Below are 16,440 nucleotides of genomic sequence, written 5' to 3' on the forward strand. Positions count from 1 at the left end.
CATCATATCGTATACTACGGGTGTGAACATCCTATGAACAATTATAACGAAATTTGTCATAAACGCCGCTCGCCATTTTGAATATTATGTGTCGGGTTTAACGTTTTCTCTTCGGTTTCCCGCCCGGCTTAGCGGCTTTCGCCATCTGCAAAAGCTGGTTGATTTCATCTGCTGTCAAATGGCGGTACAAGCCCCGTTTTAAATTTTGCAGCAGCAGATCCCCATAGGATATCCGCTTCAATCGCGTTACCGGATGAGAAATCGCTTCAAACATCCTTCTGACTTGACGGTTGCGCCCCTCATGAATGGTAATCGATATGACGGATTGTTTATTATCCGGATCCACATCCTTATACTCCACCTCGGCAGGAGACGTCATTCCGTCTTCCAGCATAATCCCTTGACGCAGCTTGTCCAGTTCGGTGCCATGCGGCACCCCTTTCACGGTAGCCAAATACGTTTTGGGTACATGATATTTAGGGTGGCTGAGCAGATTGGCAAACTCGCCGTCATTGGTCAGCAGCAGGAGTCCTTCCGTATCGTAGTCCAAACGTCCAATCGGATATACCCGCTCTTTAATGCCCTTGAGATAATCCGATACAATTTTTCGGCCTTCTGGATCAGAAGCGCTTGTAATGACACCCTTCGGCTTATTCAGCATAATGTATACCTTTTTCTCATTCTTAATCGGTTTGCCTGAAACCGTAATGATATCCTGGGCTGGATCGGCCTTCGTGCCGAGTTCGGTAACGGTCTCTCCGTTTACCTGCACCTTGCCTTCAAGAATCAATTCCTCGCACTTGCGGCGGGAAGCGACTCCGGCCTGTGCCATAATTTTCTGTAATCTCTCCATGTTCGTTAGGTCACCTCATTCCTAATGATAACCATCGACAGGATAAATCACAAGCGCGTTCCATGGAAAATGTGCCCCGGGGCAGGAGTCGGAGTGAGGAAACAAGTATAACGGGGAAATATCATGGAGTCTGGATAGCTCCAAAATGATTTTGCTGGCGGTAAACAGCTGTGTTTTCTGATCCAGCGACATGGACTCGTAGCCGATGTTGAAGTCGCCCTCCAGACAGATGTGAATCTGTCCCGGCTGAACCAGCACGGATGAAGAAGAGACCGAGCCGTCCGAATGGATTTTAAAATCCCAGTTCCGCGGTTCCCGCTCGCACACGGTATGATGAATAACAAAACCCTCGATTTCCATTTCATCACCCCTACTACAATTTGTAATTGCAGCAGTATATGACAAGGTGGAATCAAGGGTATGGGCATACGTCCTGTTACATAGAAAAAACGCTCCGTCTTACTCAGACCGTTCAAACGATCATCAATTAACCGAACACCAGCAGGCAGACGGCAATCGCCGCAATAAAACCGATCAAATCGGAGAACAGCCCGACCTTCAGCGCATAGCGGCCATTGCGGATACCCACAGCGCCAAAATAGACGGTCAGTACATATAAGGTCGTGTCCGTGCTTCCCTGTATGGTCGAAGCGATTCGGCCAATCATGGAATCCGGACCGTATGCGCGGATCAGCTCCGTTGTGTAAGCGAGCGAGCCGGTACCCGTCAGCGGCCTAAGAATTCCCAATGGCAAAATCTCGCTCGGTACCCCTAGCGATTGCAGAAAGGGGCCCGTCCAACCCACAAAAAATTCCAGCGCGCCGGAAGACCGGAATACGCTAATGGCGACCATCATGCCAACCAAGTGCGGGATGATCCCAATCGCCGTGGAGAAGCCGTCCTTGGCTCCATCCACAAACGATTCATATACGGGCACTTTGCGGGTATAAGCATAAAGCGGAATGAATGCGATAATAATGGGAATAGACCAGGCGGAAACGAGATTAATCCATGACAGCAAGAATCATCACCCCTTCACATCCGGGTTCAGGCTTGTACCGATTCCCGGCGGCTTCTGGCGGCGTATCGTCCTTCTTCGATACCATCGGTCAGCCATAATGGCGGCCGCCGTCGCAATCGCTGTGGCCAAAAGCGTGGTCCCAACGATTTCCGAAGGATTGGCTGACTCATAATTCAGCCTGATCGCGATTAGCGTTGTCGGTATCAGCGTAATGCTGGCCGTGTTTAATGCCAGCAGCGTGCACATCGCCGGAGACGCTGTTTCCTTATCCGGGTTTAACTTCTGAAGCTCCTGCATCGCTTTGATTCCCATCGGAGTCGCCGCATTGCCCAGACCGAACAAATTGGCGCTCATGTTGGACAATATATACCCCATAGCGGGATGATTCTTCGGTACATCCGGGAACAGGAAGCGGACAACCGGGCCCAGCAGCTTGGCAACCTTCTTCAGCAGGCCCGCGTCCTCTGCCAGGCGCATCATGCCAAGCCAGAATACCAGTATGCTGATGAGACCGAAGGAGACGGTCACTCCCGTCTGGGCTCCGTCAAATGCGGCTTTTGTAACACTATCGATGTTCCCGTTAATTGCCGCAAAGCAAAAGCCGATCAGTATCATCCCCATCCAAATCAAATTGATCATCTCTTCGCCCCCGTTTGCTGCCCCGCTGCGTGAGAATACACGATCTCTTAAGCGAAGGCTAGTTATGATTTGGCCCTGAACAGATGCCTAAGCACTTCTCCTGCAGACTGCCACAGCGACAACGAACCGATGGGTCCGGAAGTGCTTCTGGACTTCTGCAAGATCTCAGGGGCTTCAGGAAGCTTGCTTCCTTCCGCATAGACCGGAACTTTGCCGATGCTGACATTATCGAGCAGCAGTTCAATATGACCCCGCAGTCCGAAAGACAAATCGGGTGTACTCGCTTTATGCAGGACCAGTCTCTTCACCAGGCGTGCTTCCTCATCATGCGCAAACGCATACGTAAAAGAACCGCCCGTGACCAGTGGATAGCCCTGGATCTTCTGCCCTTTCTCCATAACCTTTTTCAGTGGAAAATGGGCAAATCCGTAATCCAGCATCTTGGAATGATCATTCCAATCGTTGCCGTCATTCAGCGTGACCGCCGCAATCTGCTGACCGTTTCGGGTGGCGGAGCTCACCAGGCAGCGGAATGCTTTTTTGGTGTAACCGGTTTTGACGCCGTCCGCCCCCTCATAGAAACGAAGCATCTTGTTTTTGTTATCCCATTTGTAGTCCCACGCTTCATTCGGATTGGGCGCTTTCTTGGTCGGGGTTTTGACAATCTCGCTAAAGACAGGGTTCTTGAGGGCATAAGCCGTCAGTTTGGCTACGTCATTAGCGGAAGAGTAATGTTCATCATGATCCAGTCCATGGGGATTCATAAAATGCGAGTTCGTCAAGCCGAGCCCGGCCGCCTTCTCGTTCATCAGCAACACAAAGCCTTCTTCCGTCCCCCCGACATGTTCGGCAATGGCCGTCGCGGCGTCGTTGCCGGATCGCAGCATTAATCCATACAGCAGATTCTCAAGCGTCATCTCCTCACCAAGCTTCAGGAAGAGCGAGGAGCCTTCTTTGGCAAAAGCATTTTTGGAGATCTTGACGCGATCGTCCAGCTTGCCGTGTTCAATGGCCACGATAGCTGTCATGATCTTGGTCAGGCTTGCGATTCTTAAACGCTCGTCCCCGTTTTTGCTGTACAGCACTCTACCGGAAGTGACATCAATCAGTGCAGCTGCCTGCGCATGATTGGTGGGGCCATTCTCATGATCCGAATGCACGGGGACAGCCGTAACCAGCAAGCAGCTTATCGCAATCAACATGGATAACAAAGACTTGCAGTTCGTCCATTTCATTTTCATCATCTTATCCTCCGGTGTTCAGAAATCTTGTACAAGTATATGTCGTCCGCGCTAAAGGTATGTCCATTTCGTAAGAGAAACGCTGAAAGCCCATAAATTCAATAATCCTAACAGCAAAAATCCCTTCCGTCATGAACGAAAGGGATTTGCTTGCTCCAATCAGTACGCAGGCGGAGGCGTAGTGCTGTTCGCGGCATTGCTGCCTGATTGAAACATCGACTGGATTTGATCGAGTAAATACGGGGTCGCATCAATAATCCGTTCAAACAGATGGGTTTGATTGTCCAGCGGCACGATGTGCACGCCTTCTTTACCCACGACCAGGAAAGCAATCGGTCGAATGGACACGCCACCCCCGCTGCCGCCACCAAAAGGAAGGGCACTATGATCGTTGTGCGTCCCGTTAGTGGTCGCTTGGTGTGTGGCTCCCGCCTCAACGTTGTAGTCACTACCGCCGGCTGCAAAACCAAAAGCCACTTTACTGATTGGCAGGATAACGCTGCCGTCAGGCGTATTCACCGGGTCGCCTACAATCGTATTAACGTCCACCATTCCCTTGATGTTTTCCATAGCCGTTTGCATCAAGCCTTGAATAGGGTGTTCTGCCATGATCTAATTCCTCCTTTCACCTTTAACACGCGAACTATAAGTACCAGTCCAGCATACATAGCTTTTCCGCAGGAGATTTTCGCTATGCAGTTAAGCTCTGTGGAAATTTGCGGCGGACCGTTAAAGATCGGCACTACATCGATTTGAGGCAGCTCTTCCATGATCAGGCGATACGACATCCATCCAAGAAGCGTATGCTTTATGCCATGCAGCAGCCCGGTCGCTACCGCCGTATCAGCCGCATGCTCCAAAGCAATTCGGGTGGACCAGCGCACATCCATGAGATGAACGGCCGCCATCGTTTGCCTCATCCATTTTTTGAAACCTTTTGTTGAAAGCACAGCTCGCCCGTAATCCTTAAATTTGATCGTTCTGCTCGAAGCCTTTTCCTTTTTTGAATCGTGTGTATTTCCCTCTTCTCCGTCTACAGGAACGGTTTCCTTCTTAAACTCGATCCCACCGTTCGCCAGGTGAAAGGGGACTGCATATTTGCGCGTAATCAAGCCGAAGATCATTTTGATTTCCGCTAATACTTTATATTCATCTTTTTTTAGAACCACATCCAGCTTAATCGTTACCTTGGAACGAAGCACAACGACCAGCAATATGATGAGGAGAACGACCAAACCGACCGCCAGAAAGATCCATACCCTCACGAAGTAACCCCCAAGACGTACTTAGTAAAATGTTATCCGCTTGGCTTAGTATGGCAAAAGCACCTCCAAATGATGCGAAACTGTTCCAAGTCCTTGATTTCAAACTTTCGCAAGCGGCATAAAAAAATCCCGGACGGTGGATTCCTCCACGCCCAGGATTCTATTACAATCTTTCGTGTGTATAATGGCTAACTTTCCTCTACATCATCGAACGTAAGCTGACGACCGTCAAGCTTATCAAACAACAGCTGCGTTTCCTCTTCTAAATTATCGTTATCCTCAAATTGCGACGGCTCCGGCAAATCCTTGATGTTGGCAAGCCCGAAGTATTCCAGGAAGGACTTGGTCGTTCCATACAAAATCGGTCTGCCAATCGCCTCGGCGCGTCCGACTTCCTCGATCAATCCTTTGCTTACCAGCGTATGAATAGCCCGTTCGGACTTGACACCGCGGATATCTTCAATCTCTACGCGCGTAATCGGTTGCCGATAGGCAACGATGGAGAGTGTTTCGAGTGCGGCTTGCGACAAGGAGGAGCGGGAAGGCGAATACGCCAGGCGCTCGAAATACGGAGCGTGCTCGGCCAGCGTAGCGATTTTGTAACTCCCCGCAATCTGTACGATCTGAATCCCCCGCTCATGGCGCTCCCATTCTTCCTTCATATCTTCAAGCGCTTCGCCAACCAGGCCATCCGACTGCTCGGTGATCTCAGCAATTTGCCTAACCGACAAGCCCTCTTCTCCCGACAGGAACAGAAGCCCCTCAATAATCGATTTCAGCTTCGGATAATCCATCAATGCGTCCTTCCCCTCTCCACTCCATGACGATATCTTCAAACAACTTCTCCTGGTAGCACAAAATTTGCTTCATTTTCATCAGCTCCAAAATGGCCAGGAAGGTGACTACGATTTCATGCCGTACCATCTCTTCGTGAAGCAGCTTGGAGAACAGTATCCTGCCTCCCGGCCCAACCTCCTCCAGGGCATCCATGACCTGACGGATCCGGTCCTTTACCGATATTTCATCCCGCTGAATACGGGCATACGATGTGCGTTTGACTGCTTTGTTTAACGCTTTTTGAAAAGCAGCGATCAAATCCGAAATATGTAATCCCTGCACCGGGTTCTCTTCCACTTCCGGCATGTAAGGCGTGAGATCTTCGGCTTCCTTGGAATACATCAGACTGCGTTCCCATTCCTTCTCATGCAAATGGCGGGCGATGCCTTTGTACTTGCGGTATTCGATCAGCTTGGCAATGAGCTCTGCTCTCGGATCCATGTCATCCTCTTCATAAAAATCAAACTCGTCCATCTCGATAACCGGAGGCTTCGGAAGCAATAACTTGCTCTTTATAGACAGCAGCGTTGCAGCCATGACCAGAAATTCGCTCGTAATTTCCAGCTCCAGCTCCTGCATGTTGTGCAAATAGGCCATGTATTGTTCGGTAATCTCGCTGACGGGAATATCCTGGATGTCGATTTCCGCTTTATCAATCAAATGCAGCAGCAGATCGAGCGGTCCTTCAAACGTTTCCAGCTTGTATAATACGGTCACGGTGAATCCTCCCGCCAAAAAAATAAAATGCAGTGCTCCAAAAAAAGAGCACTACATTAAATAAGCACTATTTTAGGCTTTTCGTCAAGTTCGCCATTTCGATGGCTGCCATGGCGGAATCCCAGCCTTTATTGCCGGCCTTCGTTCCTGCACGTTCCACGGCTTGTTCGATATTCTCCGTCGTAACGACACCGAAAATCGTTGGTACACCGGTCTTCAGGTTAATTGCGGATACCCCCTTGGCCACTTCGTTGCACACATAATCATAATGCGTGGTGGAGCCGCGAATGACGGTTCCCAAGGTGATGATGGCATCGTATTTGCCGCTTTCTGCCATTTTTTGGGCAATGAGCGGGATTTCAAACGCACCCGGCACCCATGCGACATCGACTTCGTTCTCCTGTGCACCGTGACGCTTCAATGCGTCCAGTGCGCCGCTCAGCAGCTTGCTCGTGATGAATTCGTTGAACCGACCTACGACGATACCGTACTTTAGACCCTCGGATACTAATTTACCTTCAAATATTGTTGCCATTGTTGGATGACTTCCTTTCGGTTTGGAGTTTATATAAGGTCAAACATGGATTTGGGATGACATCGATATGGCTGCCCGCTGCGCTGACGGCTACTGCTTCCGATCGCTGTTAACTCCTGATTTCATGATCTATTTTCTGGAGGGAAGAAATCAGGATTTAAAGGCGACCGCTGACGCTTCTCCAGCAGCATTCCGTCCTCTTCGCTGGGTCATTCCATGAGGCAAACCTCCCCACATGATTGACCTTTTGTTATTTGGTGATTAGTTGGTGCTCTCGTTTTGCTCGATATCACTGAATTTCAGCATATGACCGAGCTTCGCTTGCTTGGTATGCAGGTAGCCCGTGTTATCCTCGTTCTCCGGCATTTGGATCGGAACGCGCTCGACAACCTCCAGGCCATAACCTTCGAGGCCTTTGATTTTGCGCGGATTGTTTGTCAGCAATCGGATCTTTCTGATCCCCAGATCCTTCAGGATCTGGGCTCCGATGCCGTAATCACGCAGATCCGCCGCAAAACCGAGCTTTAGGTTGGCGTCCACGGTGTCGAGTCCCTCTTCCTGGAGCTTGTAGGCTTTCAGTTTGTTGATTAAGCCAATGCCCCGCCCCTCCTGGCGCATGTAGAGAAGAACGCCTCTACCCGCTTCATCGATTTGGCGGAGTGCCGCCTCGAATTGGGGACCGCAATCGCAGCGATGGGAGTGAAACACGTCTCCTGTCAGGCACTCGGAATGCACGCGCACAAGCACAGGCTCATTTCCATCGATCTCCCCTTTTACCAGGGCTACATGCTCTTTATTGTCCACGTCGTTGGTGTAGGCAACGGCCTGAAACACGCCAAAGTCGGTCGGCATCCGCACAGCTACCTCTCGCTGGACAAGCTTTTCTTTTTCATTGCGGTAATGAATCAGATCCTTGATGCTAATCAGCTTCAGATCATGCTTCTTCGCAATCTCCACGAGATCCGGCAGCCTGGCCATTGTGCCGTCTTCCTTGATCACTTCACAGATGACGCCGGCCGGATAGGAGCCGCTCAATCTAGCAAGATCGACAGCCGCTTCCGTATGTCCTGCCCGGCGCAAGACGCCTCCATCTTTTGCGATCAGCGGGAACATATGACCGGGTCTTCGGAAATCGGAGCCAGATGCACTCGAATCCAGTATACCTTTGACGGTTATGGACCGCTCATAGGCAGATATGCCTGTTGTGGTGTCCTTATGATCAATGGAAACCGTAAAGGCCGTTCCATGATAATCCGTATTTTGGGCAACCATCGGTTTGAGGTCGAGCTCCTGAGCTCTGCTCTGCGTCATGGGCAAACATACCAAACCTCGGCCTTCGGTGATCATAAAATTAATGACCTCCGGGGTTGCCTTATCTGCTAATGCGATAAAATCGCCCTCATTCTCACGGTCTTCATCATCTACGACAATGACGACCTTGCCTTCCTTCAAATCTGTTAACGCCTCTTCGATTGTATGAAATGAAAAGCGCTCATCCATCGCTACTCCTCCTTCTTCTCATGGAGACCATATAAAGCACCCGGCTTAGGCAAATCCATGCTCCGCAAGATAATCCCTGCTGATTCCCGGTTTTGTCCCGCCTTGATTCCCTGCTCCTTGTGAGCCGTAATGCAGCAGGTGATCTACATATTTCCCTAAAATGTCGCATTCGATATTAATCGTATCGCCTGCTTTTTTATAAGCCAGCACCGTCTCCGCCAGCGTGTGGGGGATGATGGATACCGTAAAGGAGGAATCTGTTGTTTTGACAACGGTCAAGCTGATTCCATCCAGTGTGACGGAGCCTTTCGGAATGATATATTTGAATACGTCCCCATTCGCAGGCGCGATCTCGTATACCACGGCATTCTGATCTGCCTGTACGCTCCGTATGACGCCGACGCCATCCACATGCCCCTGAACGATATGGCCTCCAAATCTACCTCCGGCCGCCATCGCCCGTTCCAGATTCACCTTTCCGCCTGGCTGCAGCTCCTTAAGATTGGTATTTCTATAGGTTTCCGGCATCACGTCTACCGTAAATATACCTTTGTCAATGGTTGTAGCTGTCAAACAGACGCCGTTAACGGATACGCTGTCCCCCAGCTTTAAATCATCCATGATCCGGCTAGCGGAAATACTGAGCAGCATGGCTTCGCCTTTCCGTCCGATACGCCTCATCTCGCCGATCTCCTCAACCAATCCAGTAAACACAGGCTTCCCTCCTTTCTTTCTCCTTATTTCCAGACCGGAATCCCGGTGACGTAAATATTGTCGCCCAGTCTTTCCGTCTCAAGTCCTGTCAGCATAATCGCTTGATCCATCTGTTCGTATCCGCTGAACATGTAATTTCCAGGCGCATCGTACCCTCCGATAATCTTAGGGGCGATAAACTGGATGAGCCGATCCACCAGCTTCTGTTCCAGCATCGAGCCATTCAGCGTGCCGCCACCTTCCAGCAAAATGGAGGCAATCCCCATCTGTCCCAGCTTCGCCAGCGCAGCCTTCAGATCCACACGCGGTCCTGGCCCGCAGGGGATGACCTGAGCTCCCAGCTCTTCCAGCCCGGTCCGCTTCGTCTCATCCGCCTGTTCCGTCGTCAAAATCCACGTTGGCGCCAATCCGTCTGTCACGACATGGCTGTCGAGCGGGATTCGCAAGCTGGAATCCACAATGATCCTAACCGGATGCAGCCCTTCCACGCCAAGTCTCGTCGTCAGACTCGGATTATCGGCGATAACTGTAGACACGCCTACCATGATGCCTTGATGGCGATGACGCAGCGTATGCACAAGTTCTCTTGATTCATCATTGGATATCCACTTGCTATCACCGGTTTTCGAAGCGATCTTGCCGTCCAGCGTGCTGGCCGTCTTTAACGTAACGAAGGGCTGACCCGTCGTAATGAATTTAATGAAGGTTTCGTTCAAGCGAAGAGCACGCTCCTTAAGGACACCGGTCTCAACCCGGATTCCCGCTGCACGCAGCATTTGAATCCCTTTGCCCGCAACCAGAGGATTGGGGTCCTCGCAAGCAACAACCACTCGCTGAACACCCTCGGCAATCAGCCTCTCGCTGCAAGGCGGCGTTGTACCGTAGTGACTGCAGGGTTCCAGTGTCACGTACACCGTACTGCCCGCCGCTTTGCTGCCAGCCATATTCAGGGCATGAACCTCAGCGTGCGGTGTTCCACGCTCCAAATGCGTTCCTACTCCTGCAAGCGCGCCATCCTTAACTATGACACAGCCGACAACCGGATTAATCCCGGTTTGACCCTGAGCACGTTCAGCAAGGTCCAGCGCAAGTGACATATAGAATTCATCGTTGACGATATCCATGCTAAACATGCTCCTTTCCCAACGTTCACATAAAAAAGCCCTGCCAAAGATTCGGGGGAATCCTTAACAGAGCTTGATGGAAGTTAATAATCGACCACGCTAAATAACCGTCATGAATACAGGATTTGCTTATAACAAACAACTCAAATCCGTTACCGGCTACATCAAATCATCGCAAGTACAGGTTTGAACCGCATGTGAAAACCTGCACATAACGCATATCACGTTGTGCGCATAGACACAAATAGCACATGTTGCTTATGTGTCTTTCACTCCTTCTCCCATCCAGACTATACTGTCGGTCCCGGATTTTCACCAGGTCCACCGCATACGGTGTGTAACAACACACACATATCCGGGTCACGGACTAAGACGCAGCCATCTGCTTTCTAAAGCTCAATCACTGCGTTCATCACCGCCGGTAGGGAATTTCACCCTGCCCCGAAGGATTAAACATATGAAATTGTTTGATCTTATGAAGAATCTTATCACCACCTTTTGAAAATTGCAAGAAAAAACAACTAACTTTTTTAAAGTCTATAACTTAATACCAATATGTGTATTGGAAGTAGAAGGAGAATTCTCCTCCAAGGGAGAACAGTTTAAGTTGGGCAAACACGGGAACAAGATAAAGTTAAAAAGGAGCGCGCTGCGATGAAAACTTCGCTGGACATTGTCGTCCGTCCTACGGAAATCGACGTCAACGGACATGTAAATAACGCCAAATACCTGGAATATCTGGAGTGGGGCCGTGAGGAATGGTACGAAGCAGGAAACCTTCAATATGATATGTTGAAACGGCTCGGGATCCAGACCGTTACCGTCAATATCAATATCAATTACCGCAAGGAGTGCGGCCAAGGCGAAAGGCTAACCGTCGTGACCGAACCGAATTCTATCGGTCGTACGAGTTATGTGCTGATTCAGACGATTTACAACGAACAGGGAGAGCTTTGCGCGGATGCTGCTGTTACCAGTGTGGCAATGGATGTACTTACTCGTAAAAGCCGGCCTGTTCCGGAAGAGCTCCGCCAATTATTCCCTGACCCTGCGTAATCCCTCCCCGAATAATAAAACAGGCTTACCCTTAAGGGTGAGCCTGTCCTGAACAGAAGCTGATTTTTATGCTTCGTATACTTCTACTTTTTCCATTTTGTCGCGGCCTTTGAATGCATCCACGTACTCCATGCCCTCTACAACTTTACCGAACACCGTATGTTGTCCGTCCAAATGCGGCTGCGGCTCGTAGCATACATAGAACTGGCTTCCGCCCGTGTTACGGCCGGCATGCGCCATGGCCAAGCTTCCCCGCTCATGCTTGTTAGGGTTGATCTCGCAGTTAATTGTATAGCCAGGACCGCCGGTTCCCGTTCCCTGTGGGCAACCGCCTTGAGCCACGAATCCAGGGATTACGCGGTGAAATACAAGACCGTTATAAAAACCGGAATTTGCCAATTTCTCAAAATTAGCTACCGTGTTCGGTGCATCATTCTCAAACAGATCAAGCACAACCTCTTTGCCGTTCTCCAATGTGATCTTCGCTTTTTTAGCCATATGTGTTATCTCCTTCCGTTATTAGAACGCTTCAATCGATTTTTTTACAATGCATTGTATAGTTTACTATGAATTGAGCCCCGAAGCAAAGCGATCTTGTCCCCGTTCACACATTCCATATCAAGTCCCCGGCAAGCCAAAGAGCCCTGACCGCTGCCGGAGGCAGTGGCGGGCCCTCTTGGATATTAGAGGCGTAAAACATCCGTTTAGCTCGTTACAGTTTCTTTCGTTACACTTGCCGGCACGACATCATGGCTGACGATGTCCGCAAGGGACTCACGGCGTACGACCAGATTGCTCTGTCCATCCTTTACGAATACAACCGCAGGTTTACGGATCCGGTTATAGTTGCTAGCCATGGAATAGTTGTATGCGCCTGTACAGGATACGGCCAGCAAATCGCCAGTTGCTACCTTCGGAAGCTTCAGGTCCCAGATCAGCATGTCTCCGCTCTCACAGCACTTGCCGGCAATGGATACCGTTTCTTCCGGTTTCTCATTAGCCCGGTTTGCGAGCAACGCTTCATATTTCGACTCGTACAGCGCCGGGCGCGGGTTGTCCGTCATTCCGCCGTCTACGGCAACGTATTTACGTACTCCGGGAATATCCTTGCTTGTGCCTACCGTGTAAAGGGTGGTGCCTGCGTCACCAACAATGCTCCGGCCCGGTTCCACCCAAATTTCAGGAAGTTCGGAACCAAGGCCCGCAAAATGGGTCTTCACGGCATCCGTGATCGCTTTTACATACTGGGATACTTGAAGCGGCGTATCTCCATCCACGTAACGGATACCAAAACCACCGCCCAGGTTCACAACCTTGAATACAACCCCCAAGCCTTCTTTAACGGAAGCCGCGAATTCAGCTACGCGCTGAACGGCCATCTGAAAGCCTTCCACCTCAAAAATCTGGGAGCCGATATGGGAATGAATGCCCATCAGATGAATATTCGCTTGAGCTTCGGCAAGCTTCACCGCTTCATAAGCTGAGCCGTTGCCGATATCGAAGCCAAATTTCGAATCCGTTTGGCCTGTTGAGATATACTCATGCGTATGAGCCTCAACACCCGGTGTCACGCGAAGCAAAATGTTAACCTTCAGGTTCTTCTCGGCAGCAATCGCTTGCAGCATATGCAGTTCAACTACGTTATCGACAACAAAACAGCCGATTTCCGCATCCAGCGCCATCTCAATCTCTTCCGGCGTTTTATTATTTCCGTGGAAATGAATCCGTTCTGCCGGGAATCCGGCCTCAAGTGCGGTGTACAGCTCTCCGTCGGAAACGACGTCAAGTGACATACCTTCCTGGTCAGCCAATTGGCACATGGCCATCACGCAAAACGCCTTACTTGCATACGCGACTTGGAACTTCAATCCGGACGCCTTGAAGGCCTCGATGTATTCCCGGCAGCGATTACGAACCGACTGCTCGTCTACAATATATAGAGGTGTTCCATATTGAGCTTTCAAATCGGATGTGTCACACCCGCCGATTTCCAAATGCCCCTGATCGTTAATCTTGCTTGTACCGTGTAAAAACATGCTTACAATTCCTCCGATCCATTGATTCAAAAATAGGGTAATCGAATAATTGTTCACAGTATAGCAGACAACGGAAGGTAATCAAAATGGATTTTTCAACACAACATTTGTGTTATTGTTAATGCTCGCCTCTCGGATTCATTTCAGAGCCCATTTTCGTGTTGTCACGAGTTTTGTTGATAGACGGGCGTCTTCTTGACATGAGCAGCGGTTTACGGAATAGAATTTCGCCCATCGCTTTTGCACTAAATGGTATAAACGGCCACAAATAAGACGAGTTGTAGGAACGGTGGGTCGTCAGGAGCAGAATCAGAAGCGTCGTCCCGATGACAAAGCCCTTCACCGCGAACAGGGCTGTTGCAAGCAGAAGGAGCAGCCTGACCATCCGGTTGGCAAGTCCCAGCTCATAACTCGGGGTAGCGTACATCCCGATGGACGCAACCGCCATATACAGGACAACCTCGTTTACAAACAATCCGGTCTTAACCGCGATGTCGCCGATCAAAATCGCAGCGATCAATCCCATCGCCGACGCTAGCGGTGTCGGCGTATGAACGGCAGCCAAACGGAGCAAATCCACGCCGAATTCAACGATCATAAACTGCAGGATAATCGGAATTTTAGCGTTCTCCTGCGGACCGATGATATCGAGTCCCGGCGGCTTCAGTTCAGGATGGACAACCAGCAGCATCCACAGCGGGAGCAGGAACATGGATGCAAAAATGCCTAAAAAACGTATCCAGCGGAGATAGGTCCCCATAAATGGGGTCTGGCGATTCTCCTCGGCATGCATACAGAGATCCAAAAACGTGGTTGGCATGATCATCACGCTCGGTGAAGTATCTACCATGACAACAATTCGGCCTTCGAGCAGATGCGAGGATACTACATCCGGCCGTTCCGAATATCTGACCAGCGGAAAAGGGTGCCAACCTTTGTTCACAATCGCTTCTTCGAGCTGCTTATCTCCGATAGGAAGCCCCTCTATATCCACTTCCAGGATTTTTCCGCGAATCGCCTCAACCTGGGTTCGGTCCACGATGTCATCAATGAAAAGCAGACACACATCCGTTCTCGTCCGCCTTCCGACCTTCATGACCTCGACGTGCAGTCCTGGGTCACGAACCCGTCTTCGCACCAGGTTGACGTTGGTAACGAGTGTCTCCGTAAACCCGTCCCTTGCGCCGCGAACGACGCGTTCCACTGCAGGCTCTTCGAGCCCGCGCACAGGATATTTCCGGGTATCCAACAAGATGGCGGAATGCGCGTCCTCAATAAACAGCGCACATATCCCGGAGAGCACTTCGTTAATCACTTTGCTGAGTCTTGTATCCCGCTCCACTTGGACATGGGGAATATAGCGGGTCATCATCTCGGTAAGTGCCTGGTTGCTCACATCCTGCGGTGTCAGGTACGTCAGCCTTGTCAATATATCCGTCACTATGGCATCATTCGTGAAGCCGTTTAAGAAGAGAAGCCCCGCATTTCTGCCGGCAAAGTTCATCTCACGGAATACCACATCAAAAGAAACCCCAAGACCGATAACTTCCTTAAGCACTTTTTTTAGATCACTCAGCTTCGCGGGAACATGGTCCGTTTGCTGCCAGTAGATAACGGATTCCTCGGTGCTGTTGGAGGTTTCGGCCTCCCTCTTCTCCTTCAGCTCTTGTTCCTCCAACGCTTTGATCTCCGATGGGGGAATGATCGGAATATCGGTTTCCAGTTCTCCGCTATGTGTTGTTTTCTCGTCCATAACCTACCTCCTAGCCATAACTATCACTTGCTGTAAACAAACCAGTCGAACAGAGAGCCCGCTACCTTGCCTGCCACCATGGCCATTAGAAGACCAAACAAATACCCCGTCAACCGGAGCCGCTTGGCCAGAATCGGCAATACATTCAGCACTTCCGTCAATGCGGCTGCCAGCATGCCGATGAAAATCCCGCACATCAATCCAATCACGGTACTCACAACCGGTCCCAATGGAACCGACCATCTCCAGAAATCGGCCACCGTGCCGATGAAAGATCCCGCTATTAAAGCCCCTTCATACCAATGGACCCGGCTGTAAGTTGCCGTCAGTTGGGACAATCTCGGGATGATGTCCAGCACGATGATGAGCGCAATGACTCCCCCGCCGACGGCGATGCCCCCGGCAACGCCAAGAACACAGGTGAATATCCCTTGCAGAATGGACACCATCATGGTTCCTTACCTGTCGTATCGGCCCCGGCGTTCATTTTCCGATATTCTTCGGCAACCACGAACTGATCCAGATTTTCCTGATAGAGGTACATTTCCACCTCAAGCGGGGTCGGTTCTTCATTCCATTTTTTCTTGAACAAATGATTGAAGAACACCGTCATTCCGAATCCGAGCCCCAGCGAGTATGCAATCTGGAACAAATAGGGATGCTCGTCCCTTTTCCCCGTCACCATTTCGACGATTCGGATCTGTACCTCGAGCATGTTGACGTCGGCATGGAAGTTCATAATGGTCAGCGCCGAACCGAAAAACAAGAGCAGCCAAATGAGCGGGAACCACAATTTTGACCGTTTGCTCTCCGGACCGACAAGCTCCACCAGGGTATGATGGTTTCCCATCGGTTCAATATGGGCGCCAGGAATCAAGACTTGAATCTTCGGGATGATTTGAATCAGATCCATGACAAGGCGGTTGCCATCGATATCCTTCGGCTGCGTAAGCGGCAGGGCTCTAAGCCGTTTCTCCCATTCGGGTTCGCAGACGATGAAGGCAACATCACCTAGTTTGACGGTTTGGTTCTTTGGTAACCGTATGCGGCTCCTTAGCTGCAGAAACACCGTCGGAGTGGGATTAACCTTCATCCGAAACACTCCTTTACTGCTAAATTACCGTTAGTATGGGAAATCTCTCTCCTTTC

The 16,440-nt window shown here is 50.4% G+C and carries 20 protein-coding genes and 1 riboswitch; of the genes, 2 read left to right on the plus strand and 18 right to left on the minus strand.

Annotation, left to right across the window (positions count from 1 at the left end; all coding sequences use genetic code 11):
• Nucleotides 1-97: 97 nt before the first annotated feature.
• The 10 genes from PLA01S_RS22875 to ribH form a co-directional block, all read right to left on the minus strand.
• Nucleotides 98-853: a pseudouridine synthase gene (locus PLA01S_RS22875; protein ID WP_071223906.1), complete on the minus strand. Its 756-nt coding sequence runs from the start codon at nt 851-853 to the stop codon at nt 98-100.
• A gap of 21 nt (nt 854-874) precedes the next feature.
• Entirely contained in the window at nt 875-1,213 is a 339-nt protein-coding gene (locus PLA01S_RS22880; RefSeq protein WP_100536287.1) for an N-acetylmuramoyl-L-alanine amidase, read from the minus strand.
• Nucleotides 1,214-1,340: 127 nt separating this feature from the next.
• Nucleotides 1,341-1,874, minus strand: a complete 534-nt coding sequence (locus tag PLA01S_RS22885) for a spore maturation protein (RefSeq protein WP_076320934.1) — start codon at nt 1,872-1,874, stop codon at nt 1,341-1,343.
• 6 nt (nt 1,875-1,880) lie between these two features.
• Nucleotides 1,881-2,513, minus strand: a complete 633-nt coding sequence (locus PLA01S_RS22890; protein WP_127594169.1) for a nucleoside recognition domain-containing protein — start codon at nt 2,511-2,513, stop codon at nt 1,881-1,883.
• Between the two features lie 62 nt (nt 2,514-2,575).
• Nucleotides 2,576-3,757 carry a D-alanyl-D-alanine carboxypeptidase family protein gene (locus PLA01S_RS22895; RefSeq protein WP_127594170.1) on the minus strand — a complete coding sequence of 394 codons (1,182 nt, stop codon included), beginning with the start codon at nt 3,755-3,757 and terminating at the stop codon, nt 2,576-2,578.
• A 156-nt stretch (nt 3,758-3,913) separates the two neighbouring features.
• Nucleotides 3,914-4,363, minus strand: coding sequence for a GerW family sporulation protein (gene ytfJ, locus PLA01S_RS22900; protein WP_127594171.1), 450 nt, complete (start codon nt 4,361-4,363; stop codon nt 3,914-3,916).
• The gene (locus PLA01S_RS22905) at nt 4,336-5,019 is read right to left on the minus strand and encodes a DUF2953 domain-containing protein (protein WP_127594172.1); all 684 of its coding nucleotides are present in this window, start codon (nt 5,017-5,019) and stop codon (nt 4,336-4,338) included. Before PLA01S_RS22905 ends, ytfJ begins: the two co-directional genes overlap by 28 nt.
• A gap of 188 nt (nt 5,020-5,207) precedes the next feature.
• Nucleotides 5,208-5,813, minus strand: a complete 606-nt coding sequence (gene scpB / locus PLA01S_RS22910; RefSeq protein WP_100536282.1) for an SMC-Scp complex subunit ScpB — start codon at nt 5,811-5,813, stop codon at nt 5,208-5,210.
• Nucleotides 5,782-6,573 carry a segregation and condensation protein A gene (locus tag PLA01S_RS22915; RefSeq protein ID WP_127594173.1) on the minus strand — a complete coding sequence of 264 codons (792 nt, stop codon included), beginning with the start codon at nt 6,571-6,573 and terminating at the stop codon, nt 5,782-5,784. Before PLA01S_RS22915 ends, scpB begins: the two co-directional genes overlap by 32 nt.
• Before the next feature lie 67 nt (nt 6,574-6,640).
• Nucleotides 6,641-7,108 (minus strand): 6,7-dimethyl-8-ribityllumazine synthase, encoded by a 468-nt coding sequence (ribH, locus tag PLA01S_RS22920; RefSeq protein ID WP_006209422.1) that lies wholly within the window; start codon nt 7,106-7,108, stop codon nt 6,641-6,643.
• A gap of 67 nt (nt 7,109-7,175) precedes the next feature.
• Here ribH and PLA01S_RS32100 point away from each other — a divergent pair, with 67 nt between their 5' ends.
• Nucleotides 7,176-7,328: a hypothetical protein gene (locus PLA01S_RS32100; RefSeq protein ID WP_164817499.1), complete on the plus strand. Its 153-nt coding sequence runs from the start codon at nt 7,176-7,178 to the stop codon at nt 7,326-7,328.
• Between the two features lie 41 nt (nt 7,329-7,369).
• On the opposite strand, the gene PLA01S_RS22925 is transcribed toward PLA01S_RS32100, so the two are convergent.
• From PLA01S_RS22925 to ribD, 3 genes are read right to left on the minus strand one after another with little or no spacing between them, the layout of a single operon-like run.
• Nucleotides 7,370-8,608 carry a bifunctional 3,4-dihydroxy-2-butanone-4-phosphate synthase/GTP cyclohydrolase II gene (locus PLA01S_RS22925; RefSeq protein WP_127594174.1) on the minus strand — a complete coding sequence of 413 codons (1,239 nt, stop codon included), beginning with the start codon at nt 8,606-8,608 and terminating at the stop codon, nt 7,370-7,372.
• Nucleotides 8,609-8,653: 45 nt separating this feature from the next.
• The gene (gene ribE / locus PLA01S_RS22930; protein ID WP_127594175.1) at nt 8,654-9,322 is read right to left on the minus strand and encodes a riboflavin synthase; all 669 of its coding nucleotides are present in this window, start codon (nt 9,320-9,322) and stop codon (nt 8,654-8,656) included.
• Between the two features lie 23 nt (nt 9,323-9,345).
• The gene (ribD, locus tag PLA01S_RS22935) at nt 9,346-10,446 is read right to left on the minus strand and encodes a bifunctional diaminohydroxyphosphoribosylaminopyrimidine deaminase/5-amino-6-(5-phosphoribosylamino)uracil reductase RibD (RefSeq protein ID WP_127594176.1); all 1,101 of its coding nucleotides are present in this window, start codon (nt 10,444-10,446) and stop codon (nt 9,346-9,348) included.
• 269 nt (nt 10,447-10,715) lie between these two features.
• A riboswitch (FMN riboswitch) is annotated at nt 10,716-10,899 on the minus strand.
• 201 nt (nt 10,900-11,100) lie between these two features.
• Between ribD and PLA01S_RS22940 the strand changes: the two genes are divergently transcribed.
• Nucleotides 11,101-11,502: an acyl-CoA thioesterase gene (locus PLA01S_RS22940; protein ID WP_127594177.1), complete on the plus strand. Its 402-nt coding sequence runs from the start codon at nt 11,101-11,103 to the stop codon at nt 11,500-11,502.
• Nucleotides 11,503-11,568: 66 nt separating this feature from the next.
• On the opposite strand, the gene PLA01S_RS22945 is transcribed toward PLA01S_RS22940, so the two are convergent.
• From PLA01S_RS22945 to PLA01S_RS22965, 5 genes are all read right to left on the minus strand, one after another.
• Nucleotides 11,569-12,000, minus strand: coding sequence for a peptidylprolyl isomerase (locus tag PLA01S_RS22945; RefSeq protein ID WP_009595227.1), 432 nt, complete (start codon nt 11,998-12,000; stop codon nt 11,569-11,571).
• A gap of 206 nt (nt 12,001-12,206) precedes the next feature.
• Entirely contained in the window at nt 12,207-13,538 is a 1,332-nt protein-coding gene (gene lysA / locus PLA01S_RS22950) for a diaminopimelate decarboxylase (protein ID WP_127594178.1), read from the minus strand.
• 118 nt (nt 13,539-13,656) lie between these two features.
• Nucleotides 13,657-15,291 carry a spore germination protein gene (locus tag PLA01S_RS22955; RefSeq protein WP_127594179.1) on the minus strand — a complete coding sequence of 545 codons (1,635 nt, stop codon included), beginning with the start codon at nt 15,289-15,291 and terminating at the stop codon, nt 13,657-13,659.
• 23 nt (nt 15,292-15,314) lie between these two features.
• Nucleotides 15,315-15,743 (minus strand): stage V sporulation protein AB, encoded by a 429-nt coding sequence (locus tag PLA01S_RS22960; RefSeq protein ID WP_127594180.1) that lies wholly within the window; start codon nt 15,741-15,743, stop codon nt 15,315-15,317.
• Nucleotides 15,740-16,384 (minus strand): stage V sporulation protein AA, encoded by a 645-nt coding sequence (locus PLA01S_RS22965; RefSeq protein ID WP_127594181.1) that lies wholly within the window; start codon nt 16,382-16,384, stop codon nt 15,740-15,742. Before PLA01S_RS22965 ends, PLA01S_RS22960 begins: the two co-directional genes overlap by 4 nt.
• Nucleotides 16,385-16,440 lie beyond the last annotated feature (56 nt).

Origin of the sequence: Paenibacillus lautus NBRC 15380 (assembly GCF_004000945.1) — a bacterium.
Lineage (GTDB): Bacteria > Bacillota > Bacilli > Paenibacillales > Paenibacillaceae > Paenibacillus_AQ > Paenibacillus_AQ lautus.

Coding starts and splice junctions, on each gene's coding strand:
- PLA01S_RS22875 (WP_071223906.1), bottom strand. CDS start 853: ATGGAGAGATTACAGAAAATTATGGCACAGGCCGGAGTCGCTTCCCGC.
- PLA01S_RS22940 (WP_127594177.1), top strand. CDS start 11,101: ATGAAAACTTCGCTGGACATTGTCGTCCGTCCTACGGAAATCGACGTC.
- scpB (WP_100536282.1), bottom strand. CDS start 5,813: ATGGATTATCCGAAGCTGAAATCGATTATTGAGGGGCTTCTGTTCCTG.
- PLA01S_RS22925 (WP_127594174.1), bottom strand. CDS start 8,608: ATGGATGAGCGCTTTTCATTTCATACAATCGAAGAGGCGTTAACAGAT.
- lysA (WP_127594178.1), bottom strand. CDS start 13,538: ATGTTTTTACACGGTACAAGCAAGATTAACGATCAGGGGCATTTGGAA.
- PLA01S_RS22955 (WP_127594179.1), bottom strand. CDS start 15,291: ATGGACGAGAAAACAACACATAGCGGAGAACTGGAAACCGATATTCCG.
- PLA01S_RS22890 (WP_127594169.1), bottom strand. CDS start 2,513: ATGATCAATTTGATTTGGATGGGGATGATACTGATCGGCTTTTGCTTT.
- PLA01S_RS32100 (WP_164817499.1), top strand. CDS start 7,176: ATGGCTGCCCGCTGCGCTGACGGCTACTGCTTCCGATCGCTGTTAACT.
- ribD (WP_127594176.1), bottom strand. CDS start 10,446: ATGGATATCGTCAACGATGAATTCTATATGTCACTTGCGCTGGACCTT.
- PLA01S_RS22965 (WP_127594181.1), bottom strand. CDS start 16,384: ATGAAGGTTAATCCCACTCCGACGGTGTTTCTGCAGCTAAGGAGCCGC.
- PLA01S_RS22895 (WP_127594170.1), bottom strand. CDS start 3,757: ATGATGAAAATGAAATGGACGAACTGCAAGTCTTTGTTATCCATGTTG.
- PLA01S_RS22880 (WP_100536287.1), bottom strand. CDS start 1,213: ATGGAAATCGAGGGTTTTGTTATTCATCATACCGTGTGCGAGCGGGAA.
- ytfJ (WP_127594171.1), bottom strand. CDS start 4,363: ATGGCAGAACACCCTATTCAAGGCTTGATGCAAACGGCTATGGAAAAC.
- PLA01S_RS22960 (WP_127594180.1), bottom strand. CDS start 15,743: ATGATGGTGTCCATTCTGCAAGGGATATTCACCTGTGTTCTTGGCGTT.
- ribH (WP_006209422.1), bottom strand. CDS start 7,108: ATGGCAACAATATTTGAAGGTAAATTAGTATCCGAGGGTCTAAAGTAC.
- PLA01S_RS22945 (WP_009595227.1), bottom strand. CDS start 12,000: ATGGCTAAAAAAGCGAAGATCACATTGGAGAACGGCAAAGAGGTTGTG.